Origin of the sequence: Stenotrophomonas sp. Iso1, from assembly GCF_027497995.1 — a bacterium.
GTDB lineage: Bacteria > Pseudomonadota > Gammaproteobacteria > Xanthomonadales > Xanthomonadaceae > Stenotrophomonas.
On the sequence record NZ_JAODBT010000001.1, the window covers coordinates 1,739,061 to 1,762,788 of the forward strand.

Consider the following 23,728-nt stretch of genomic DNA (forward strand, 5'->3'; position numbering starts at 1 on the left):
GGCGCTTCCGTCCTTGAGGTGGCAGCGCAGGCAGGCTGGCGCATGGGGCGGCGGCATTATAGACCCGGCCTGACGGGTGACATGAGGTAGAGCGGCGCGCAGCCGGTGCGCTGCCCCCTGGCTGCTGGCTTTGCGTACACTCGCTGGTCTCTTCCCCCGCGTGTACGTACCGATGCAGCCGCAGACCAAGTTGCCCAAGGTGGGCACCACTATTTTCACCGTGATGTCGCAGATGGCCGCCGAGCATGGCGCCGTGAATCTGGGGCAGGGGTTCCCTGACTTCCCTGCGCCGCAGCGTCTGGTCGACGAAACCACCAAGGCCATGCGCGAGGGCTTCAATCAATACGCGCCGATGACCGGGGTGGCGCCGCTACGCCAGGCCATCGCGCAGAAGGCGCTGGATTGCTACGGCGCGCAGGTTGATCCGGACAGCGAGATCACTGTTACCTCCGGCGGCACCGAAGCCATCTTCAATGCGATCCACGCCGTGGTGCGCGCGGGCGATGAAGTGATCGTGCTCGACCCGGCCTACGACTGCTACGAGCCGGCCATCGATCTTGCTGGCGCGCGTGCCGTGCATGTGGCGCTGGACCCGCAGACCTTCGCCGTGGATTGGGACCGCGTGCGCGCGGCGATCACGCCCAAGACCCGCATGTTGATGGTCAACACCCCGCACAACCCGTCTGGTGCAATGCTGTCGGCCGCAGATATGCAGGCACTGGCCGACGTGCTGCGCGGTACCGACATCTACCTGATTTCCGATGAGGTGTACGAGCACATCATCTATGACGGCGTGCGCCACGAATCGGCATTGCGCTACCCGGAACTGCGCGAGCGCGCGTTCGTTATTTCAAGTTTCGGCAAGACGTATCACTGCACCGGTTGGAAGATCGGCTACGCGATTGCGCCGCCGGCAATGACCGCTGAGTTCCGCAAGGTGCATCAGTACAACACCTTCACCACCTACAGTCCGGCGCAATATGGTTTTGCTGCGATGATCCGCGACGAGCCCGAGCATCACCTGGAGCTGGGTGCGTTCTACCAGGCCAAGCGCGACCGGTTCCGCGAGCAGTTGCTGACCACGCGCTTGAAGCCGTTGCCGGTCCCCGGTGGTTACTTCCAACTGGTGGATTATTCGGCCATCAGCGACCTGCCGGATCATGAGTTCGTGAAGTGGCTGACCATCGAGAAGGGCGTTACCGCCATCCCGCTGTCGCCGTTCTATGAAACGCCGCCGGCTGGGCAGCGCCTGGTTCGTCTGTGTTTCGCCAAGAACGACGCGACGTTGGATGCGGCGATCGAGCGACTGCAGAAGCTTTGAGGAAGTGGGAAACAGGGAAGGAACGCTCGCCTGTTTCTGATGTACTCCATCTTTGCTTGTGCACTTTCATTCCCTGTTCTCTTTTCCCAATTCCCGGCCTCCCACCATGAACGACCTCCGCATTTCCCTGGTACAGGGCGACACCCGCTGGCATGACCCCGAGGTCAACCGTGCGTATTACGGCGCCTTGCTGGCACCGCTGGCAGGCACGACGGATCTGGTAATCCTGCCGGAGACGTTCACCAGTGGCTTTTCCAACGATGCCGTCGACAAGGCCGAGGACATGGATGGCCCCACCGTTGCATGGATCCTCGGGCAAGCGCGCGCGCTGGGTGCGGTCGTCACTGGCAGCGTGCAGCTGCGCGTGGGCGAGGGCGTATACAACCGCCTGCTCTGGGCCACGCCGGACGGTGATCTTCAGTACTACGACAAGCGGCATCTGTTCCGCTTCGGCGGTGAGCACAAGCGTTATGCGGCCGGCGACGCGCGCCTGTGCGTGGAATTGAAAGGTTGGCGGATCAATCCGCAGGTCTGCTACGACCTGCGCTTCCCGGTGTTCTGCCGCAATCGGTTTGATGTCGAGCGGCCGGGGCAGATGGATTTCGATCTGCAGATTTTTGTCGCGAATTGGCCATCGGCACGCGCCTATGCGTGGCAGACGCTGGCACGCGCCCGCGCGATCGAAAACCTGTGCTACGTGGCCATCGTCAACCGTGTTGGCGTGGATGGAAATGGGCTGCATTATTCTGGCGACAGCGCGGTGATCGACTTCCTCGGCCAGCCGCAGGTGGAAATCCGCGAGCGCGAGCAGGTAGTCACCACCACCATTTCAGCGGCGGCATTGGCGGCGCATCGCGAACGCTTTCCCGCGATGTTGGACGCCGATGCTTTCACGCTTTCCGGTCCGGTGGCGGCTCGCTGAACCTCAACCCGATGTGGCGCCGGTTGCCATGCTGCAAGGCCGGGCAGGGCTGGTAGGCTCGGCATCGGTTTCAACACGCAGGAGGCTGTAACCATGAAATTCACGATGGCAGTGTTGGTGTTGTTGACGGCTGCGGGTATGGCGCCGGCCGCGCAGGCAGCCGGCAACATCGATTGCGAACTGAGCTACACGTTGTCCGGTTGGTCGCTGTTCTACAAAACCGCCTCGGGCACGGGCACGATCACCTGCGACAACGGGACGAGCATCCCGGTCAAAATCAGCGCCAAGGGCGGTGGTTTGACGGCGGGGCGCACCACCATCACTGATGGCCGAGGCAGGTTCAGCGGCGCGTATTCCACCAATGATCTGCTCGGCACCTATGCCGCTGCCGAGGCCCATGCCAGCGCCTCGCGCGCCAGCGGCGCGCAGGCGATGACCAAGGGTGATGTGTCGCTGGCGCTTGCGGGCACCGGCCATGGCTGGAGTCTGGGCGTAGGCTTCGGCAAATTCGTAATCGAGCGGCGCTGAGCCAAGATCTGAGATTGAAAGCCCCTCTCACGCCTGCGAGAGAGGGGTTGGGGTGAGGGCGGCTTTAAGACAAGCAAAAGCCAAAACCAAAACGCCCCTCATCCGCCCTTCGGGCACCTTCTCCCGCGAGCGGGAGAAGGGATGAAAGCAACAGCGAGAGCCACGGCAAGAGCAACGGCAAGAGCAACGGCCTAAAGCCCAAAGCCCAAAGCCCAAAGCCCAAAGCCTCTACTCCTCTAAAGCCACCGGAAACGCCTTCAGCGCTGCCCACACAATTGGCTTTGCCCATTCCGGCACCTGCGCAAATTCCTCCTGCGCTGCCGGGCACAGAATGCGTCCTCGCTCGAGCTCCAGCACAAGCAGCGGCTCTACTTGGCCATCGGCATTCGCTGAGCGGCTGTTGTCGTAGACGTGCAGTGTCGTCAGGTGGGGTAGCAGTTCGATCAGGTTGAGCCGCGAACTGTCGAAGCGCTGGCGGATTTTGGCCTCGGGAATGTCATGGCCACCGGCAGCGACGCGCTCGGCAACACGCTGTAAATGCAGCTCGACGTTTTCCAGCCCGCAGAACCAGATGCTGACTTCATGCTGCTCGCAGGCGTCATGCAGCAAGGCAGGAATCGTGTTTGCGCCCAACGTGGTTTCGAAGGCGTAGTCGCTGTTATCGGCGATCGCCTCACGCAGACGGCGCGTTCCTTCCAGCCAAGCGGTGGCGTTGGCTTCTTCCAGTGGCCAGCCGCGTTCGACCAGTTGCCGGGTAAACGCATCGGGGTTGAACCAGCTGGCGCCATCCTCGCGCAGCATCATGCCCAGCAGCGAACTCTTGCCAGCGCCGTTGACGCCGGCCAACACCAGAATGCTGGCCACCGCTTAGAGTGACTTGCCGAGGCTGATCTTGCCGCCACGACGCGCAGGGCGGTTGAGGGCCTTGGACAAGCCGTCGGTCTTCATTGAGGCAAGGTGGATGTCGAATTCGGCCTGCAGTGTCTTCAGCGACTGCGCACGCTCGGCCGCCGTGGACGTGCTGTTGGCCTGGGCAACCAGCCGCTGGTATTCCTCAGCTGAGACCACGACCGCTTGCGGATGGTTGTGGTTGGTCACCACGATAGCGCCGCTCTTGGCCACCTTGCGCATCAATTCGGGCCAGCCCTTGGCTTTGACGTCGCTGGCGGGCGTCTTTTCCAGATTGAGCAGGTTCAGTGAGAAGTCCATGGCAGGGTTCCGTCGGTGGGGCTGATTTGGAAGTTACGCCAAAATTACCAATTTGGGAAATTTGTCCATTATTGCCATTAAGGCGAGGCTTTGCTTGCGAACCGGCTCCAACGCCATAAAACAAAACGCCCAGTGCTATGCACCGGGCGTTTTTTTTCAGCTTGCTCGCAGGCTGATATCAGCTGCCACGCGGGCCGCGGTTACCACCACCGCCGGGACGACCGCCGCCACCGGGGCGGCCACCGCCGCCCGGACGAGCTGCGCCACCCGGGCGATTGCCGCCGGGACGCGGGCCGCCGGAAGGACGACCGCCGGGGCCACTTGGACCACCCGGGCCACGATTGCCGCCACTCGGGCGGGCACTCGCCGGACGTGCGCCATACGGGCTGTAGCTCGGGGTAGCGTGGTCGGACGGGAAGCTCGGAGCATTGCCCGGATGACCGTAAGGCTTGCGCTGGCCCTGGCCAGCACCTGCGCCGCCAGCACCCTGCGGACGGCCTTGACCGCCTGCACCGGCGTAACCACCACCGCCCTGCGGACGACCCTGACCCGGACCGCCACGACCAGGGCCTGCACCCGGCGCGCCGCCCGGACGCGGCTTGCCATACGGGCGCGCCTGACCTTCACCGGCTGGGCCGCGACCCGGACCACGGTTACCACCCGGGCCGGCGTTGCGGTGGCCGCTCGGGCCGGTGCTCACGCCATCGGGCACATACCAGGTGCGGAATGCAGCGGGATTGCCGTCGGGCAGGCTGCGGTCGCCTGCGGGCTTGCGCTGCTTGAACGGACGCTGCGACTGCTTGGCTGCGGCATCGCCGCTGACCGTCAGGCCGCCCTTGTAGCCGCCGCCGGGCTTGCCGCCACGGCCACGGCCACGGTCTTCACGCACGGAGTCGAAGCGACGCAGTTCGCGGCCTTCGTCGGCGGTGCTGTGGCCATTGACGTAGGCATTGCCACGGCCGCCGTCGCGCGAGACACGCACGGTGGTCTTGGCAGCCCTGCGTTGGCCGATTACCGGCTGCAGGGTCAGAGCAGACGGGGTGCCTTCTTCCAACTTCAGCTGGGCGCGGAGCGCCTCAACCTGCGGGCTGGTCAGTTCCACCGACTTGCCGCGCATCAGTTCGCGCGGCAGCTCGATCTTGCCGTAACGGGTGCGCTTGAGGCGGCTGACCTGGCAACCCTGCGATTCCCACAGGCGGCGCACTTCGCGGTTGCGGCCTTCCTTGACGACCACGCGGAACCAGTCGTGCGAGTCGGTGCCGCCGATGCGCTCGACTTCGTCGAACTTGGCGCCGCCGTCTTCCAGCAACACGCCGCGGCCGAGGCGCTCGATGATGGCGTCCGACACCTTCTCTTCGCCTTCGGGGGCGCGCACGCGTACGACGTACTCGCGCTCGACTTCGAAGGACGGGTGCATCATGGCGTTGGCCAGCTCACCGTCGGTGGTTGCCAGCAACAGGCCGGTGGTGTTGATGTCCAGGCGACCGATGGCGATCCAGCGCGCGCCCTTGAGTGGCGGCAGCGCTTCGAAAACGGTCGGGCGGCCTTCGGGATCGTCACGCGTGGTGACTTCGCCTTCGGGCTTGTTGTAGATCAGTACGCGCGAGGGATCGGTCAGGGCGCTGGCAACGAAGCTGCGGCCATCCAGGTCGATCTTGTCGCCGCTCTTGACGGACATGCCGATCTGCGCGGTTTCACCGTTGACCTTGACCAGGCCATCAGCGATGCGCTGCTCCAGCGCGCGGCGCGAGCCCAGTCCGGCCTGGGCCAGGACCTTGTGCAGGCGCTCTTCGAGCTTGGGCTGTTCAGTGCCGGCTTCGCGCTTGAGCGAAAGCTTGTTCAACGTTGGTTTACGGGGGGTGTCACTCATCTGTTTTGCTCCGGCCGGCGTTTTCCGCGTCGGCCTCATGGTCGGAATCGGCTACGTCAACAGCCACGGTCGTCGTCGCGACGGCGTTGTTTTCAGTTTGTTCCACTTCCGCCGCGCGCTCTCCCGGCGCGGCGTCGGGTTCGCCCGTGAGGGCGGTGTCGGATGCGGCTGCTTCCAAATCCGGGGATTCGTCGTCAGCTGCGGTATCTGTGTTGTCTGATTCGCGTGGCTCGGCACCGTCATCGGGTGCGGCAGCGCCGGCGGTCAGTGGTGCTGCCGGTTGGCCGTCGCCATCCAGCGGGAGTTGCGGTTCCAGTTCGCCGATGTCGCGCAGTTCCGACAGCGGGGGTAATTCGTCCAGGCGCTTGAGCCCGAAGTAATCCAGGAAGCCCTTGGTGGTGCCGAACAAGGCCGGCTTGCCAGGGACGTCGCGGTGGCCGATGACCCGGATCCACTCGCGCTCTTCCAGCGCCTGGATGATGTTGCTGCTCACTGCCACGCCGCGCACCTGTTCGATCTCGCCACGGGTGATGGGCTGGCGGTAGGCGATCAATGCCAGTGTTTCCAACGTGGCACGGGTATAGCGGGTCTTGCGTTCGGTCCAGAGCCTGGAAACCCAGCCATGCACTTCGCTGGTGATCTGGTAGCGGAAGCCAGAAGCCACTTCCACCAGCTCCACGCCACGCTCGGTACAGGCGTCGCGCAGCAGTTCCAGTGCGCGCTCAACGCTGCCCGGAGGCGCGGGTGCGTCTTCCGGAAACAGGCCCTGCAACTGCGACAGTGTCAGCGGCTGGCTGGACGCCAGCAGGGCACCTTCGACAATGCGGTTGATCAGCGGTTGATCCATGCGTTGGTCTGGTTGGTCAGGCGGGATCGGAGGCGTCGGCGTCATCGAACTCGCTGGAGAAGGCCAGCGGTGCGTTGGTGTTGCCGGAAGCCAGGGACTTCACATAGATAGTAGCGAGCGAGGTTTCCTGCACGATGTCCAGCAGTTGCTCCTTGGCCAGTTCCAGCATGGCCAGGAAGGTCACCAGAACGCCGAGCTTGCCTTCCTCTGCGGTGAACAAGGTTTCAAAGCGGTAGAACTTGCCATCTTCCAACTGGCTGAGGATGTCGCCCATACGTTGGCGCACACTCAGCGCCTCACGTTTGATGGCGTGCCCACTGAACAGCTCAGCGCGCTTGAGCACGTCATGCAGCGCCAGCAGCATTTCCTTCAAATCCACCGGTGGCGGCAGCTTCACGGCAATGCGTTCCGGCACGAAGGCCGTTGCCACGCTGGTGTCGCGGTCTTGCCGGGGCAGGGTGTCGATGTCCTCGGCAGCCTGTTTGAAGCGTTCGTATTCCTGCAGACGACGTACCAGCTCCGCACGAGGATCGGCTTCATCGCCTTCCACGCTTGGCGGCCGTGGCAGCAGCATGCGCGATTTGATCTCGGCAAGCATGGCGGCCATGACCAGGTATTCGGCTGCCAACTCGAAGCGCAGCTCCTGCATCACATTGATGTATTCAACGTATTGCTTAGTGATCTCGGCGACCGGGATATCCAGGATGTCCAGGTTCTGCCGGCGGATCAGGTACAGCAGCAAGTCCAGCGGGCCTTCAAATGCATCCAGAATTACTTCCAGCGCGTCCGGCGGAATGTACAGATCCTGTGGGATCTGCAGTACCGGCTGGCCATGCACCATCGCCAGCGGCATTTCCTGCTGCTGCGGTATGTGGGGCGGCGCTGGCGGGTTCGCGTCGTGCGCGAGTTCGGAAGTCATCAGGTCGACATCGGGTGTTGCGAGCCGTACGCATCCCGGATTTCCGCCCGGTAGGGTTCAGCGCTGGTATTGCGAGCCATGCACGCTTGTCTGGCGCGCTTCTTCCATACATGAACAACAAGGCGCACCGCGAGGGGCGGTAACGTCATTACGAGGAGGTCGTCTACGCGATCCGGGAAGAGATCTGCTTCGGTCAATCGGCGGGACTGGGGCCAGCCACCGAACCGAGCCGCTACAGGCCGGCTGCGTGCAATAGCGCAAAGAGTAATCGCCAGAACCGGCCGGTGTCCAGCCTTGTGGGGCTAGACTTGTCTCCGATCCATTCAGCGGACAAGGAGATAGATGCCCGTGTGGTACGTGATTGAAGGCTATGACGGCCAGCAGGTGCTGGCTGCGCGCATGCAGGCCAGGGCCGCCCATTTGGACCGGTTGAAGGCATTGCTTGACCAGGGAAGACTACTTTTGGCTGGGCCTTGTCCTGCCATTGACGCCGAAGACCCGGGCGAAGCCGGCTTCAGCGGCAGCGTGGTGATTGCTGAATTTGACGATCTCCAAGCCGCCAGAGCCTGGGCCGATGCCGATCCTTATGTCGCGGCCGGCGTTTATGTGAGGGTGGATGTACGCCCGTTCCGCAAGGTGTTGCCATGAATCGGGTGGAACAGATCCGCGCCGCGCTGCTGGCAGCCCTTGCCCCCAAGCTGCTGGAGGTGGAAGACGACAGCCATCGCCACGCTGGCCATGCCGGGGCCCGTGACGGGCGCGGCCACTTCAATGTGGTCGTGGTGAGCGAGGTCTTTGCCGGCAAGGCGCCGTTGGCGCGACATCGCGCGGTTTATGCGGCGCTGGGGACGATGATGGAGACAGATATTCATGCGCTGTCGATCAAAGCGCTGACGCCGGGGGAGCATGCAGGCGGCGCGTAAGCCCGCTTGTCCCGCGATCCGCGCGGACAGGGAATGTCCTGTCATGGCCCAGTGCAGCATGACAAACGGTTTACAGATGCAATTGAAAACGTTTACATTCCGCGCAACCGTGCTGCGGAGGGCATGACGGTGGCAAAAACGGCGATCACCATCAAGGATGTTGCCCGCGAGGCGAACGTCTCCGTTGCTACCGTGTCCCGTGCCCTCAATGGGCATGACAATGTCGCGCAGGCCGTGCGCACACGGGTGCTGGAAGTCGCCAACCGGCTGCGCTACACGCCGCATGCCGCCGCCCGCAGCCTGAGCAGCCGCAGCACCCAGACCGTCGGCGTGGTGCTGCCGGATCTGCATGGCGAGTTCTTTTCCGAATTGATGCGCGGTATCGACGATGTGGCCAGTGCCCACCGCCGGCACCTGCTGGTGTCCAGTTATCACGGTGACCCGCAACAACAGCGCACGGTGCTGCAGACGATGCGTGGTCGCGTGGACGGCCTGCTGCTGCTCTCGCCTTATGCCGGTGATACCAGCTTCCTGTTGGAAAGCTTGCCTACGGGCATTCCGACGGTGTTGATCAACACGCCTTTGGCTGACAGCCAGTACGCGGTGTTCAGCATTGATGACCATGCGGGCGCTGTGGCGATGACCGAGCATCTGCTGGCTCAAGGCCATCGCCGCATCGCGTTCATCGGCGGCCCGGCGCAGAACCACGACGCACAGGAGCGCCTGCGTGGCTTCCGCGACGCCATGGCGGCACAGGCCGGCGGCAGCGAGGCAATTGAACTGTCCGGCAACTTTGACGAGGCCAGCGGACACCGCGCTGGCATGGCCTTGCTGAAGCGCGAAACCCTGCCCGACGCGGTGTTTGCCGCCAACGACATGATGGCGCTGGGATGCCTGTATGCGTTCGCCCATGCCGGCGTGCGCGTGCCGGAACAAGTGGCGTTGGCCGGCTTCGATGACATCCCGCTCGCACGCTTTGTTCACCCTTCCTTGACGACGATGCAGGTGAGCATCGCTGAGCTGGGAGAAAAAGCGATGCGGCAATTGATACAACAGATAGACGATGAAGACGCCAGCGAAATGCATGGCGTCACCCTGACTCCCAGCCTGGTCGTGCGTGATTCGACCGCAGCCCGTGGCCCCTCCTGACCCCGTGAGCGCACCGGGACATCCCCCTTTAAATCCGATTTCCTGGCAGTGCCGACGCTGCCACCGAGGAGAGAGTTGAATCATGAGAACTGACCCATTGAAGAACGCCCCGCAGCGCAAGTTGCTCTGCTGCGCATTGGCTGGCTGCCTGTTGTTGGGCGCCGCCCCCGCATTTGCTCAGAGCACTGGCGCCACCATCCGTGGTCAGGTGACGACGGATTCAACGCCGGCCGCGCAAGCGCAGATAACCGCCACCAATACCGCCACCGGCCTGAGCCGCAGCGTACAGAGCACTGCCAGTGGCGGTTATTCGCTGGCCGGCCTGCCGCCAGGCACCTACCGGGTTGATGTCAATGCTGGGGGCAAAACCAGTACCCAGAACATCACTGTGCAGGTGGGCCAAACCGCCACCGTAAACCTGGGTGTGGGCGGCGTGAGCGAAACCGCACAGGGTGGGGCGGCGACCACGTTGGATGCGGTGCAGGTAACCGCGCAGGCGCCGATCGAGACCAAAACCTCGGAAATCGCTACCTACATCACGCCGCAGCAGATCCAGGCATTGCCGCAGGGCACGCGCAACTTCCTGGCCTTTGCCGACACCGTGCCGGGCATGGCCTTCGAGCAGAACCCGTCCAATGGTTCGACCAAGCTGCGTGGCGGCGTGCAGAGCGCCAACAACGTCAACGTCTACATCGACGGCGTCGGCCAAAAGAACTATGTCACCCAGGGCGGCATCACCGGCCAGGACGCGAGCCGCGGCAACCCGTTCCCGCAGCTGGCCATTGGTGAGTACAAGGTCATCACCTCCAACTACAAGGCCGAGTACGACCAGATCAGCTCAGCGGCGGTGACGGCGGTGACCAAATCCGGCACCAATGAGTTCAAGGGTTCGTTTTTCTGGGACTACACCAACCAGGATTGGCGTGAACCGCGCGAGAGCGAGAAGAATGGCGTCGGCAAAACCCGTTCCGGCGAGAAACAGTACGGCGCTTCTTTTGGTGGCCCGATCATCCAGGACAAAGCGCACTTCTTCGTTACCTACGAGGGCAAGGAATACAACGCGCCGCAGGATCTGAAACCGGGCGAAGGCCGCTTGCCAGGTGACCTGCCGCAGGCGTGGCGCGACCAACTGGGCGCGACCGCAACGCCGTTCAAGGAAGACCTGTACTTCGGCAAGCTGGATTGGTCGATCAACGACGAGAACCTGGTCGAGTTGACCTACAAGCGCCGTGAGGAAAGCGAGATCGGCAACGTCGGCGGGCAGAGTGCACGTAGTTACGGCACTGATACCGGTGTTGAGGAAGATCGCTACGACCTGCGCTGGCAGTATTCCAGCGCCAACTGGCTCAACGATGCTCACCTGACCTATGAGAAGGCGTTCTGGACCAAGGCGCCGATTAATTTCGGCAACGGCCGGGTGCTCACCGATGGCAGTGGCGACGATGGCAAGCAGATCTACCGCATCGGCGGCGGTGAAGGTGGCCTGCAGGACAAGGGGCAGAAGGGCTGGTCGTTCCAGAACGACACCACCTTCTTCGGCTGGGAAGGCCACACGATCAAGTTTGGTGTGAAGTACAAGCAGGTCGACCTGGATACCACCGAGCAACAGCCCTATAACCCGCAGTTTTACTACGACATCCACCAGGGCGGCGACGTGCCGTACTTCGTGCGCTTCGGCAGCCCGGCCGTGGGTACTGGTGGCGGTGCGGTCACGTCCAAGAACAAGCAGTTCGGGCTCTATATCCAGGATGACTGGGAAGTCACCGATCGTTTGACGCTGAATCTGGGCTTGCGCTGGGACTACGAAAAGACGCCGTCCTACCTGGACTACACCACCGCACCAGATGTGCTGGCATCACTGGCGACCGTTGACACCAATGCCGGCGCCGCGCCGGGACAAACCTACGCGCAGACGCTGGCGCGGGGTGGCATCGACATCAATCGCTACATCAGCACCGGCAACAATCGCAAAGCCTTCAAGGATGCGATCCAGCCGCGTGTGGGCTTCTCCTTTGACCTGACCGGTGACGAGCGGCATGTGGTGTTCGGCGGCATTGGCCGTTCCTACGACCGCAACCTGTTCGATTACGTGCAGCTGGAACGCAGCAAGGCCTCGTTCCCGACCCGCCGCTTCAAGATCAACTCGCCGGGTCATGCCTGTGCCGTGGGGAATGATTGCTTGGATTGGAATCCGCAACTGCTGGATCGCGATTACCTGACGTCGCTGGTCAACGCGACCGAGGCGGGCCGTGAAGTGTGGATGTTCGACAACGCGTTGAAGACGCCGTATTCGGATCAGATCAGCTTGGGCATCCGCAACAGCTTCAACCTGGGCGGGCTGGATTGGAACAGCTCGACCACGCTGCAGCACACCCGCTACAAGGACGGCCTGCTGATCTCGCGCGGCAATCGCTACGGCGATGGTGGGGCGTATGCGCCCAATGGCAGTCCGTGGCCCGCACCGGGCCTACCGGGGCTGGGCAGCCTGATTGTGGCCACCAATGGTTTTGAGTCGAAGAGCACCGCGTTGCTGCTGAGCCTGGACAAGCCATACACGGCCGAGAGTCCGTGGAACTTCAACGTGGCTTACACGCTCACCGATGCCAAGCAGAACATCCATGAGAAGGACCCGGTGTATGGCTGGTACTTCCAGGGTGGTGGCTGGTATGACGGCGCATGGACGCCGCGTCATCGTCTGGTGGTCAGTGGCTTCACTGACCTGCCGTGGGGCATGAGCGTGTCAGGCAAGTTGACCTTGGCCAGCAAGATCAAGCGTTGGGATATCGATGGCACCGCAGCCTTCGGTGGCTATGAGCGCCCGCATAGCTGGGAGCCGGATGGTTCGTTGGGCTTCAAGCAATTCGACATGTCGCTGACCAAGACCTGGGACACCGGCACCGACCTGAAACTGAAGGTGCGCGCCGACATTCTCAATGCCTTCAACTGGACCAACTGGGGCGGTTACGGCATCAACTGGGATACCAATGTGGTGAGCAGTTGGGATCAGTTCCAGACCCGCACCTTCAAGCTGTCGTTCGGCCTGGATTGGTGAGTGATTTGCCCCGGCCGCCACTTTCGCGGCCGGGGCATGGTTGTTCTGCAGTGTTCCTTGTCACCTGAGGGTGGCAACCTGATTTCTTATTCATGGATGTCGTCTTGAGCATGTCGCGTACCACCCAGTTGTTGGCCTGTGTCGTTGCCGGTTTCGGGCTGGCGCTGTTGGCGGGGTGCGGCAAGGCGCCAGAGCCGCCGATGCCCAAGGTGCTGCCGCAGGTGATTCTGATCGAAGCCGATTTGCCGCCTCGGCCGATGAAGCCGGAGCTGCCGCCACTGTTCGACGATATCGAACGGCGCACATTCCAGTTCTTCTGGGACACCACCAACGAACAGAACGGACTGACGCCAGACCGCTATCCGTCGCGGCCGTTCGCCAGCATCGCGTCGGTGGGTTTCGCGTTGACGGCCTATCCCATCGGCATTGAGAACGGCTGGGTAAGCCGTAACCAGGCGGTGGAACGCACCCTGACCACACTGCGCTTTTTCCGTGACCTGCCAACCGGCCCGCAACGCACCGGCAAGGCGGGCTACAAGGGTTTCTACTATCACTTCCTGGACATGCAGGAAGGGCGTCGATACGACAGCTGGGTTGAACTTTCCAGTGTCGATACCGCGTTGTTGTTGATGGGCGTGCTGTTCGCACAGTCGTATTACGACCGTGACGATGCACGCGAAAAGGAAATCCGCCAGATCGCCGACAGCCTTTACAAGCGCGTGGACTGGCAGTGGCTGCAGCGCAACAAGCCCTTGGTGTCGATGGGCTGGTTCCCGGAGAGCGGTTTCATCCAACACGACTGGATGGGCTACAACGAGGCGATGATGCTGTACATCCTCGCCCTCGGTTCGCCGACGCATCCGGTGGAGCCGGACGCGTGGACGGTATGGACGCGTACCTACGACAACGATTGGGGCGTGTACGAAGGGCAGGAGTATCTGGCGTTTGGCCCCCTGTTTGGGCACCAGTACAGCCATGTCTGGATTGATTTCCGCGATATCCAGGACGCCTACATGCGTGAGCGGGGTATCGACTATTTTCTCAACAGCCGCCGTGCCACGCTGGCCCAGCGGGAGTACGCCATCGAGAACCCGATGCAATGGCGCGAGTACAGCGCCAACGTCTGGGGCCTGACGGCAGGTGACGGCCCGCAGAACACCACGCAGGAATACCGTGGCGAGCAGCGTCAGTTCCGCCATTACTCGGCGCGTGGAGCAGGCCTGCGCGAAAACTTCGATGACGGCACCATCGTGCCGTCGGCAGCGGTGTCGTCGCTGCCGTTCGCACCGGAAGTGGTGATCCCGGCCACCGTGGAGATGCACCAGCGCTTTGGTGACTACCTGTACTCCAGCTACGGTTTCCTGGATTCGTTCAATCCCAGCTTCAACTACGACATCCCGCTCAAGACCGGGCGCCTGATTCCCGACCGTGGCTGGGTGGCCAGCGACTACATCGCCATCGACCAGGGCCCAATCCTCACCGGCATTGCCAACTACCGCAATGAATTCGTGTGGGATGTAATGAAGAAGAATCCGTACATCCGCAAGGGGCTGGAGCGGGCCGGTTTCACGGGTGGCTGGTTGGCACCGGAAGACAATTTCCAGCCGTTGCAGAAGGACGAGAAGGCCGCTTCGGCACGTGCCTCCGGCATTGCCGAGTCGCGCGCTGCGGCAGCTGCCGAACAGAAGGCGGCTACCGTGGCGCCGCCTGCTTCCAAGCCGAAGCAGCAGTGAGCCGCCGATGATCCGCGTATTGGCCACGATGCTGTTGATGCTGGTGTTGGCCGGTTGCGCGAAGCCGCACGAGGGCACCACGTTGCGGTTCTGGGCGATGGGCCGTGAGGCTGAAGTGGTCGGCGAGCTGATCCGGGAATTCGAGGCCGAGAACCCGGGCATCCGGGTCGAGATACAGAACATCCCGTGGACCGCCGCCCACGAAAAACTGCTAACGGCCTATGCCGCTGACGGGCTGCCCGATGTCTGCCAGTTGGGCAATACATGGATCGCCGAGTTCGCTACGTTGCAGGCGCTCACCCCATTGCAGCCGTATGTGGATGCGTCATCGGTGGTGAAACCGCTGGATTACTTTCCCGGCATCTGGGACACCAACGTCGTGGACGGGGAGCTGGTCGGCGTGCCGTGGTATGTGGACACGCGTCTGTTGTTCTATCGCAAGGATCTGCTGCGCCAAGCCGGCTTTGATCACCCGCCACGCACCTGGGCTGAGTGGGATCAGATGAACGCTGCGCTGAAAAAGCTGATGGGCCCAAAGCGTTATCCGGTATTGATGCCACTCAACGAATTCGAGCCGCAGCTGTCCTTCGCCCTGCAGCAGAGCGACCCCTTGCTGCGTGAGCAGGACACGCTGGGCAATTTCCGCAGCCCCGGTTTTCGGCGAACGCTGGCTTTCTACGACAACATGTTCCAGCAGGGCTGGGCGCCGAAGATGTCGGAGACGCAGATATCCAACGTGTGGGATGAATTTTTCCGAGGGTTCACCGCGTTCTACCTGTCCGGGCCCTGGAATATCCGCGAGTTCCGCCAGCGTCAGCCTGCTGGTCTGGAGGGCGAGTGGGGTACCACCGCCTTGCCGGGCCCCACGGGTCCGGGTGCCGGCATTGCCGGAGGTACCAGCCTGGTGGTGATGCGTTCTTCGCAGAAGAAAGACGCTGCATGGAAGTTGATTGAATTCCTGTCTCGGCCGGCCATCCAGCAGCGTTTCTACAAAATCATTGGTGATCTACCGCCGCGTCGCAGCGCCTGGAATTCACCGGAGCTGACCAACGATCCTCTGACGGCTGCGTTCGCTGACCAGTTGGAGCGGGTCAAGCCAACGCCCAAAGTGCTGGAGTGGGAGCGCATCGCCCAGCAGATGCGCATCGTCACCGAACAGGTGGTGCGTGGTGGTCTGCCCCAGGACGAAGCGGTGGAGCAGTTGGACCAGCAGGTAGATGACATTCTCACCAAACGCCGCTGGTTGGTGGAGCAACGCACCGGAGCAGCAACAGCGGAGAGCGCGCGATGAAGCAGCGTTCGCTCGCCGGTTGGCTGTTCGCGGCGCCGGCCTTGATTGTGATCGGTGTGTTTTTCGGCTTGCCGGTTTTGTCCGCGCTGGCGCTGAGCCTGACCGACTTCGACCTGTATGCGCTGGCTGAGCCGCGCAACCTGCGGTTCGCTGGCCTGGGCAACTATATCGATCTGCTGCAGACCCCGATGTTCTGGAAGGCGCTGGGTAACACTGCGTACTTCGTGGTGGTGGGTGTGCCACTTTCCATCGGATTGTCGCTGGGCGCAGCGATGCTGCTCAATGCACCGGCAGCGCGCTTCAAGGCCCTGTTCCGCACCGCGTTGTTTGCGCCGGTGGTGACCACGTTGGTCGCGGTAGCAGTGATCTGGCGCTACCTGTTCCACACCCGCTATGGGCTGGTGAACTGGGGGCTGGGCGAGATAGGCATCAATCCGGTGGACTGGCTGGGCGACCCGCGCTGGGCAATGCCAACCATCATTGGCTTCGCGGTGTGGAAGAACTTTGGCTACAACATGGTGATCTTCCTGGCCGGGCTGCAGGCTATCCCCAAGGACTTGTATGAAGCTGCGCGCATCGATGGTGCTTCGCGCTGGCAACAGTTCTTGCATATCACCTTGCCGATGCTGGGGCCGGTGTTGCTGGTGGTGGGCGTGATCACCGTGTCCGGCTACTTCCAGTTGTTTGCCGAGCCTTACGTGATGACTCGCGGTGATCCGCTGCAGAGCACGGTGAGCGTGTTGTATTTCATGTTCGAGGAAGGTTTCAAGTGGTGGAACCTGGGGCGCGCTTCGGCGGTTGCGTTCCTGTTGTTCTTGATCATTCTGACGGTGACCACGCTGATGTTGCGCTTCGGCAAGCGCAAGGAGCTGGTATGACCCGCGAGATCGGGCAATCGCGCTGGCATGCGTGGTGGGTCAATGGTGGGTTGGCCTTGTTGGCGGTGGTCAGCCTGGCGCCGCTGCTGTGGATGGTGTCGGTGTCGTTCATGCCTAGCGGGCAGGCCTCGCAGTTCCCGCCGCCGCTGTTGCCGACGCACACGACGCTGGCCAATTACCAGGCCCTGTTCGCACGCACCGGCATGGGCAACAACTTCATCAATAGCCTGTTGGTGTCGGTGGGTATCACGCTGGGCTCGCTGTTGTTCAACACGCTGGCCGGTTATGCCTTCGCCAAACTGCGCTTTGCTGGCCGTGAGCGGATCTTCCAGATGTTGTTGGCAGCGCTGGTGATTCCGGCGCAGGTGGCGATGCTGCCGTTGTTCCTGTTGATGAAGCAGATGGGCTTGGTGAACACGTTTGGTGGCGTGGTGATCCCGGCGCTGGCCAGTGTGTTCGGTATCTTCCTGGTGCGGCAGTACGCACGTTCGATCCCTGATGAACTGCTGGAAGCGGCGCGCATCGATGGTGCCAGCGAAGCACGCATCTTCTTCCAGATCGTATTGCCGATGCTCAAGCCTGTATTGGTGACGCTGGCCATCTTCACATTCATGGGCGCATGGAATGACTTCATGTGGCCGCTGATCGTGCTCACCGACCAGGAGCACTACACGCTGCCGGTGGCACTGGCCAGTTTGTCGCGCGAGCACATCATGGACGTGGAAATGATGATGGCCGGGGCGGTTGTAACGGTGTTGCCCGTGCTGTTGTTGTTCCTGTTGTTGCAGCGTTACTACATCCAGGGTCTGCTGTTGGGTAGCGTCAAGGGGTGAGCCTGTCGTTGCGCTTGGATACGCGGTCACACTTCGCTGTTTGCCGATGAAACAACTGTCACGCAGGACGTCGTTCTCTGCGAAAATCCGGCCCGGATTGTTGGGCACGAATCGAGATGCTGGTGATGAGTAAGCGCGCCGTCTGTCTGCTGTTTGCCGTGTTGCTGGGCACGAGCCTGCCGGCTGCGGCTGCGGTTCTGTCGAAGTTTGATGATGTCAACGCTTGGCAGTTGATCACCTCGCCGCAGGTCAGCGGTTCGTTGCGGCCGGTAAGCGGAAACAACGGCCGCGCGCTGTGCCTGGATTACGATTTCCACGAAGTCTCCGGTTATGCCGGCATCCGTCGGGAGTTGGATGTCACCTGGCCGGAGAACTACCAGGTCTCCTTCGAGCTGCGCGGTGATTCGCCGGCCAACGACCTCCAGTTCAAGCTCATCGATGCCAGCGGCGACAACGTGTGGTGGGTCAACCGTACCGGCTATCAGTTCCCCAAACGTTGGACGCGGGTGGAATACCGCAAACGTCATATCGAAAAAGCCTGGGGGCCGGGCGAAGACAAGACGTTGCGGCGTAGCGCGGCGGTGGAATTCACCATCTACAGCAAGGTCGGTGGCCGTGGCACGGTGTGCTTTGACCAGCTGACGCTACAGCCGCTGCCGAAGGAAGACACTTCTGCCCTGACCACGACCGTCATCGCCGACACCGCCACCGCGTTGCAGCAACGCATCGCCGATGGCAAGCCGGACACGATGTGGATCAGCGGCGGCGTGAAGCAGCAGACCATCAGCCTGGATCTTGGCAAGGTGCGTGAGTTTGGCGGCGCGGTGGTGCAGTGGGTGCCGGGTCTGGAAGCCACGCACTACGTGGTGCAGGCATCGAGCGATGGCCGCGACTGGCACAAGCTGCGTGAAGTCACCACCGGTGGTGGGGGCCGCGATTGGCTGGCGTTGCCGGAAACCGAAGCGCGTTACCTGCGCTTTGACCTGGAGGACGGCCCCAGTTGGCGTTACGGCATCCGTGACATCAGTCTCAAGCCGTTGTCCTTCGCCAACACAACCAATGACTTCATCCGCTCGGTGGGCACTGATCTACCACGCGGGTCGCTGCCACGCGGCTTCAGTGGCGAGCAGCCGTACTGGACGCTGCTAGGCCTGGACGGCGGCCGCGAGCAGGCGCTGATGAGCGAGGACGGTGCGCTGGAAGCGGCCAAGTCCGGTTTCAGCATCGAGCCGTTTGTGGTGCTGGATGGCAAGGTGCTGGGCTGGGCCGATGTCAGTGCCAGTCAGTCGTTGCAGGACGGCTATCTGCCGGTGCCCTCGGTGGAGTGGAAGCATGATCACTTCGGCCTGCGTGTCACCGGTTTTGTGCAGGGGCGGCCGGATCAGGCGCAACTGGTGGCGCGCTATCGTCTGAGCAACACCGACAAGGTGGCGCACGAATACAGGTTGGCTCTCGCGGTGCGTCCGTTCCAGGTCAATCCGCCCAGCCAGTTCCTCAATACCGTGGGCGGCGTCAGTCGCATCGAACGGTTGGCCATGCAGGACGGGCAGGTATCTGTGAACGGGCAGCCGCGCGCGTTCGCGGTCACCAAGCCGGATGAAACCTTCGCCAGCACCTTCGATGGCAAGCTGGATGTCACCCATCTTGCCGACAAGCAGCTGCCTGGCTCGCATGAAGTAAGCGACCCTGCGGGGCTGGCATCCGGCGCGATGGTGTACACGCTGAAACTCGATCCAGGACAGAGCAGGGAAGTCGCTTTGGTACTGCCGCAGACGGGGCAGTGGCGCATGCCTGCCGCGTTTGACGCGGACAAGGCGCAGCAGCAGGTCGCCGCGATGTGGCGGCAGAAACTCGATCAGGTGCAGCTGCAGCTGCCAGACGCCGGTAAACCGCTGGCCGACACATTGCGCACGGCGTTGGCGCACATGTTGATCTCGCGTGTCGGCCCCAGCCTGCAGCCCGGAACGCGGTCCTATGCACGCAGCTGGATACGCGACGGCGCGATGATCTCCGAAGGCCTGCTGCGGATGGGGCGTGATGATGCCGTGCGCCAATACGTCGATTGGTACGCGCCGTACCAGTTCGAGAGCGGCATGGTGCCGTGCTGCGTGGATGCGCGTGGCAGCGACCCGGTGCCGGAAAACGACAGCCATGGCGAGCTGATCTACACCATTGCCGAATACTGGCGACACACCGGCGATCTCGCCTTCCTGCAACGCATGTGGCCGCACGTGCAGGGCGCGTGGAATTACATGGAAACACTGCGCCTGAGTGAGCGCACCGAAGAAAACCGGGCGCGTCATCCGGGCTTTTACGGGATGATGCCCGCCTCGATCAGCCACGAAGGCTATTCGGCCAAGCCGGTGCATTCGTACTGGGACGATTTCTGGGCATTGCGTGGCTACAAGGACGCCGCTGACATGGCGGCAGCGCTGGGCCTTGAAGAAGCGTCGCTGACGATGGCGGCCTCGCGCGATCAGTTCCGTCAGGATCTGAACGACTCACTGCTGGCGACCATGCAATCGCACAAGATCGACTTCCTGCCTGGCTCGGTGGAGCTGGGTGACTTTGACGCCACTTCCACCACCATCGCATTGGCGCCGGGCGGTGAGCAGGGGCGCTTGCCGCAGCCTGCGTTGAACAACACTTTTGAACGCTATTGGGCGCACTTTGTTGAGCGTCGTGATGGCAAGCGCCAATGGAAGGACTACACGCCTTACGAATGGCGCAACGTCGCTGCGTTCGTGCGGCTGGGTTGGCGTGCACGTGCTACCGAGGCCAGTGATTACTTCTTCAAGGATCGCGCACCGCAAGGCTGGAACCAGTGGGCGGAAGTGGTGTCTTCAACGCCGCGCAAGCCGTTCTTCGTTGGCGATCTGCCGCACGCCTGGGTGGCATCGGATTTCGTCCGTTCCGTGCTGGACATGTTTGCCTATGAGCGTGAAGTGGATAGCGCCATCGTGCTGGCAGCCGGCGTACCAGCGGCATGGTTGGGCGGAAAAGGGATCGCCATCGACGGATTGCATACTGCGCACGGCACCGTGAAGTACAGCCTCGTCCGCAGTGACAAACAACTGACATTGCAGGTGCCGGAAGGCCTGCAGCTGCAGGCCGGCGGCTTGGTGTTGCCGTGGCCGTATCAAGGCACGCCGGGCGCAGCAACCGTCAACGGCGAGCCAGTGGAATGGATGGCCAACGAGCTGCGCATCACCACCTTGCCGGCCAAAGTCGAAATCGAAATTCCCGCCGAACTACGCCGCAGCGAGCGCAGCCGGCGTTGACGCAAAGCGGATGCGACCGCCTTCTCCCGTATACGGGAGAAGGTGCCCGAAGGGCGGGTGAGGGGCCGTTCAATCAAGTGGCGCCATGCAACAACGCAGGCAGCGACGTTGTCACGCGGCGCTGCATTCATGGGTACCCATAAACAAAAACTGCGCCTCGAAATGCGAGGCGCAGGTCAGTAGACGGTGGGAGAGGGAGAGCTGCCGTCGTACCTGGAAAAGTCAGATCGCGCGTGCGCGCTTCACGATGTCTGCCGCCGCTGCGGCCGACTGCTTCACCGCGTCCCAGTTGCCTTCGCGGATCCAGCTGTCCTGCACCATCCACGAGCCGCCGATACACACCACATTCTTCTGCGACAGGTAGTCACCTGCTGTCGTTTCGGTGATGCCGCCGGTGGGGCATAGCTTGAGTTCTGGAATCGGCCCGGCAACGCCCTTGATCATCGCCAGCCCGCCCACGGCTGTGGCCGGGAACAGTTTGCAGATGCGGAAACCACGAGCGACCAGGGCCAGCAACTCGGTCGGTGATGCCGCACCTGGTACCACCGGTAGCGATGCTTCGGCCAAGGCGTCGGCCATGTGCGATGGCGTGCCCGGTGTTACCAGGAAATCCGCGCCAGCATCAATGGCACGCTGCATCTGATCGACAGTCAGGACGGTGCCTGCACCCACCACAACATCGGGCAGCTCGCGCTTGAGCATGGCCAGCGCTTCCATCGCCACCGGCGTGCGCAGAGTCAGTTCGATAGCGGGCAGGCCGCCTTCCAGTAGCGCAGCGCTGACCGCACGCGCCTGGTCGAGCGTATGGACGGTGACCACGGGCAGGATGCCGGCCGCGGTAAGGAGCTGCTCGGCGCGATCCTGGTGTTGGGCAATGCTCATCGTGTTCCTCTACTGATACGGGGAGCGCGCCGCGTCGTGGCGGCGCGTGGGGATCATGCGTCCTTGGCTTCGTGCGGAGCGCCGGCAGCGGCCGCATCGTGGCCGAGTTCGTACTCGGCGTCGTATTCCCACACGCTGCCATCCGGGCGCGCCGGGCCGCAGGAAATCGACACCGCGCCCTGGTCGGCCGGGCCCACCATGCGGCGGTTCATCGCGAACAGATTGCGGCCCATGTCGTTGCCAGCGGGTGCGGTGTTGGCGGCGATGCCACGCGACGCCCATTCGGCAGCGTCCACCAGCACTTCCAGCGTGCCGGCCTCACCGTCAAGACGGATGATGTCGCCTTCGCGCACGCGGGCGATGGAGCCGCCACGCGCTGCTTCCGGAGTAACGTGGATGGCGGCCGGGATTTTGCCCGACGCGCCGGACAAGCGACCGTCGGTGACCAGCGCCACGCGCCGGCCCTGGTTCTGCAGCAGTCCAAGCAGCGGTGCCAGTGAATGCAGTTCCGGCATGCCGTTGGCACGCGGCCCCTGATAACGCACCACTGCCACGAAATCATGCGGCAATGCGCCGGCCGCATGCAGCTTGTTCAATACCTGAGGGGCATCCACCACCACGGCCGGGGCTTCGATGGTGCGGTATTGCGGCTTCACCGCCGACAGCTTGATCAGCGAGCTGCCGATGTTGCCCTTGAGCAGACGCAGCCCGCCTTGTGCCTCGAATGGATTGGACGCTGGGCGTACCACTTCGTCGTCGGCGCTTTCGGCCACAGCAGGCACGTAGCTCACCTTGCCGTCGATCAAACGGGGTTCCTGCGCGAACGCACGCATGCCGCCATCCGCGATGGTGATCAGGTCGTCATGCATCAAGCCGGCATCCATCAGTTCGCGGAACACGAAGCCTGGGCCGCCGGCCGCCGCAAACCGGTTCACGTCGGCGTCGCCATTCGGATAGACGCGGGCCAGCAGTGGCACGATTTGCGACAGCTCGTCCATGTCGTCCCAGGTCAACACGATGCCGGCTGCACGTGCTACGGCAATCCAGTGGATGGTGTGGTTGGTGGAGCCACCGGTGGCCATCAGTGCGACGACGGCGTTGACGATGGCGCGCTCGTCGATCAGGTGGCCCAGCGGACGGAAGTCGTCGCCAAGTGCGCAGATTTCCAGCGCACGCACGGTGGCGGCGCGGGTTAGTGCGTCACGCAGTGGCAGTTCTGGATTGACGAACGAAGCGCCTGGCAACTGCACACCCATCGCTTCCAGCAACACCTGGTTGGAGTTGGCGGTGCCATAGAAGGTGCAGGTGCCTGGGCCGTGATAGGACGCCGATTCGGCTTCCAGCAGCTCTTCGCGGGTGGCTTCGCCAGCGGCGTAACGCTCGCGTACTTCGGCCTTTTTCTTGTTGGGAATACCGGGCGTCATCGGGCCGGCTGGCACGAACACCGCCGGCAGGTGACCGAACGCCAGCGCGCCAATCAGCAGGCCGGGCACGATCTTGTCGCACACACCCAGATAAACGGTGGCGTCGAACATGTCATGGCTCAGGCCGATGGCGGTGGCCTGGGCAATGATGTCGCGCGAGAACAGCGACAGCTCCATGCCGCCACGGCCCTGGGTGACGCCGTCGCACATCGCTGGTACGGCGCCGGCCACCTGCGCGGTGGCACCGATTTCGCGTGCGGCTTCACGCATCAATTCCGGGTAGTGCTCGAACGGCTGGTGTGCCGACAGCATGTCGTTATAGGCGGTGATGATGCCCAGGTTGGGTGTCACGCCACCGCGCAGCCGCCCCTTGTCGGTCGGCCCGCAGGCAGCAAAAGCATGCGCCAGGTTGCCGCAGCTCAGGCGCGAACGGAATGGACCTTCGCGCAGGGCGGCATCGATGCCCGCCAGATAAGCCGCGCGCGATGGAGCGCTGCGCTGGCGGATGCGTTCGGTGATGGCATGGATTTTCGGATGCAGGCTCATTGGCTTTTAGGCTGGAAATGGGGATTGGGGAGCAGGGAGTGGCAGGGCCAGATGCGCTGCTTGCGGAGGTCAACTTCAAAGCGCCGTCTTATCGGAACGATCCAAATCACTCATTGCCGA

At 62.8% G+C, this 23,728-nt stretch carries 19 protein-coding genes; 12 read left to right on the plus strand and 7 right to left on the minus strand.

The window, feature by feature from the left end:
* Nucleotides 1–172 precede the first annotated feature (172 nt).
* From PAN08_RS07650 to PAN08_RS07660, 3 genes are all read left to right on the plus strand, one after another.
* The gene (locus PAN08_RS07650; RefSeq protein WP_269790845.1) at nucleotides 173–1,321 is read left to right on the plus strand and encodes a pyridoxal phosphate-dependent aminotransferase; all 1,149 of its coding nucleotides are present in this window, start codon (nucleotides 173–175) and stop codon (nucleotides 1,319–1,321) included.
* Between the two features lie 106 nt (nucleotides 1,322–1,427).
* The gene (locus tag PAN08_RS07655) at nucleotides 1,428–2,243 is read left to right on the plus strand and encodes an amidohydrolase (protein WP_269790846.1); all 816 of its coding nucleotides are present in this window, start codon (nucleotides 1,428–1,430) and stop codon (nucleotides 2,241–2,243) included.
* 93 nt (nucleotides 2,244–2,336) lie between these two features.
* Nucleotides 2,337–2,771, plus strand: coding sequence for a hypothetical protein (locus PAN08_RS07660; protein ID WP_269790847.1), 435 nt, complete (start codon nucleotides 2,337–2,339; stop codon nucleotides 2,769–2,771).
* Nucleotides 2,772–2,999: 228 nt separating this feature from the next.
* On the opposite strand, the gene PAN08_RS07665 is transcribed toward PAN08_RS07660, so the two are convergent.
* The 5 genes from PAN08_RS07665 to PAN08_RS07685 all read right to left on the minus strand — a co-directional run bounded on the left by PAN08_RS07665 (nucleotide 3,000) and on the right by PAN08_RS07685 (nucleotide 7,616).
* Complete coding sequence (locus tag PAN08_RS07665; RefSeq protein ID WP_269790848.1) at nucleotides 3,000–3,635, minus strand: hypothetical protein; 636 nt, start codon at nucleotides 3,633–3,635, stop codon at nucleotides 3,000–3,002.
* A 3-nt stretch (nucleotides 3,636–3,638) separates the two neighbouring features.
* Nucleotides 3,639–3,980 carry a type II toxin-antitoxin system prevent-host-death family antitoxin gene (locus PAN08_RS07670; RefSeq protein WP_269790849.1) on the minus strand — a complete coding sequence of 114 codons (342 nt, stop codon included), beginning with the start codon at nucleotides 3,978–3,980 and terminating at the stop codon, nucleotides 3,639–3,641.
* Nucleotides 3,981–4,158: 178 nt separating this feature from the next.
* A complete protein-coding gene (locus PAN08_RS07675) occupies nucleotides 4,159–5,850 on the minus strand; it encodes a pseudouridine synthase (protein WP_269790850.1) in 1,692 nt (563 codons plus the stop codon).
* A complete protein-coding gene (gene scpB / locus PAN08_RS07680; protein ID WP_269790851.1) occupies nucleotides 5,843–6,697 on the minus strand; it encodes an SMC-Scp complex subunit ScpB in 855 nt (284 codons plus the stop codon). Before scpB ends, PAN08_RS07675 begins: the two co-directional genes overlap by 8 nt.
* A 16-nt stretch (nucleotides 6,698–6,713) precedes the next feature.
* Nucleotides 6,714–7,616 (minus strand): ScpA family protein, encoded by a 903-nt coding sequence (locus PAN08_RS07685; protein WP_269790852.1) that lies wholly within the window; start codon nucleotides 7,614–7,616, stop codon nucleotides 6,714–6,716.
* A gap of 348 nt (nucleotides 7,617–7,964) precedes the next feature.
* On the opposite strand from PAN08_RS07685, the gene PAN08_RS07690 reads away from it, so the two are divergent.
* The 9 genes from PAN08_RS07690 to PAN08_RS07730 all read left to right on the plus strand — a co-directional run bounded on the left by PAN08_RS07690 (nucleotide 7,965) and on the right by PAN08_RS07730 (nucleotide 20,756).
* Nucleotides 7,965–8,264, plus strand: a complete 300-nt coding sequence (locus PAN08_RS07690; RefSeq protein ID WP_269791206.1) for a YciI family protein — start codon at nucleotides 7,965–7,967, stop codon at nucleotides 8,262–8,264.
* Entirely contained in the window at nucleotides 8,261–8,539 is a 279-nt protein-coding gene (locus PAN08_RS07695) for a BolA family protein (protein WP_269790853.1), read from the plus strand. The genes PAN08_RS07690 and PAN08_RS07695 overlap by 4 nt, the downstream gene beginning before the upstream one ends.
* Before the next feature lie 123 nt (nucleotides 8,540–8,662).
* Nucleotides 8,663–9,688: a LacI family DNA-binding transcriptional regulator gene (locus PAN08_RS07700; protein ID WP_269790854.1), complete on the plus strand. Its 1,026-nt coding sequence runs from the start codon at nucleotides 8,663–8,665 to the stop codon at nucleotides 9,686–9,688.
* Between the two features lie 82 nt (nucleotides 9,689–9,770).
* Nucleotides 9,771–12,740: a TonB-dependent receptor gene (locus PAN08_RS07705; RefSeq protein ID WP_269790855.1), complete on the plus strand. Its 2,970-nt coding sequence runs from the start codon at nucleotides 9,771–9,773 to the stop codon at nucleotides 12,738–12,740.
* 200 nt (nucleotides 12,741–12,940) lie between these two features.
* Complete coding sequence (locus PAN08_RS07710) at nucleotides 12,941–14,473, plus strand: glucoamylase family protein (protein ID WP_269791207.1); 1,533 nt, start codon at nucleotides 12,941–12,943, stop codon at nucleotides 14,471–14,473.
* Between the two features lie 7 nt (nucleotides 14,474–14,480).
* Complete coding sequence (locus PAN08_RS07715) at nucleotides 14,481–15,764, plus strand: sugar ABC transporter substrate-binding protein (RefSeq protein WP_269790856.1); 1,284 nt, start codon at nucleotides 14,481–14,483, stop codon at nucleotides 15,762–15,764.
* The gene (locus tag PAN08_RS07720) at nucleotides 15,761–16,642 is read left to right on the plus strand and encodes a sugar ABC transporter permease (protein ID WP_269790857.1); all 882 of its coding nucleotides are present in this window, start codon (nucleotides 15,761–15,763) and stop codon (nucleotides 16,640–16,642) included. The genes PAN08_RS07715 and PAN08_RS07720 overlap by 4 nt, the downstream gene beginning before the upstream one ends.
* On the plus strand, nucleotides 16,639–17,475 hold the full coding sequence (locus PAN08_RS07725; RefSeq protein WP_269790858.1) for a carbohydrate ABC transporter permease: 837 nt from the start codon (nucleotides 16,639–16,641) through the stop codon (nucleotides 17,473–17,475). The genes PAN08_RS07720 and PAN08_RS07725 overlap by 4 nt, the downstream gene beginning before the upstream one ends.
* Nucleotides 17,476–17,600: 125 nt before the next feature.
* Nucleotides 17,601–20,756 (plus strand): discoidin domain-containing protein, encoded by a 3,156-nt coding sequence (locus tag PAN08_RS07730; RefSeq protein ID WP_269790859.1) that lies wholly within the window; start codon nucleotides 17,601–17,603, stop codon nucleotides 20,754–20,756.
* Nucleotides 20,757–20,978: 222 nt separating this feature from the next.
* Here PAN08_RS07730 and eda read toward each other — a convergent pair whose 3' ends face one another.
* Entirely contained in the window at nucleotides 20,979–21,638 is a 660-nt protein-coding gene (gene eda, locus PAN08_RS07735) for a bifunctional 4-hydroxy-2-oxoglutarate aldolase/2-dehydro-3-deoxy-phosphogluconate aldolase (RefSeq protein WP_269790860.1), read from the minus strand.
* 53 nt (nucleotides 21,639–21,691) lie between these two features.
* Nucleotides 21,692–23,608 carry a phosphogluconate dehydratase gene (edd, locus tag PAN08_RS07740; RefSeq protein ID WP_269790861.1) on the minus strand — a complete coding sequence of 639 codons (1,917 nt, stop codon included), beginning with the start codon at nucleotides 23,606–23,608 and terminating at the stop codon, nucleotides 21,692–21,694.
* Between the last annotated feature and the right edge of the window lie 120 nt (nucleotides 23,609–23,728).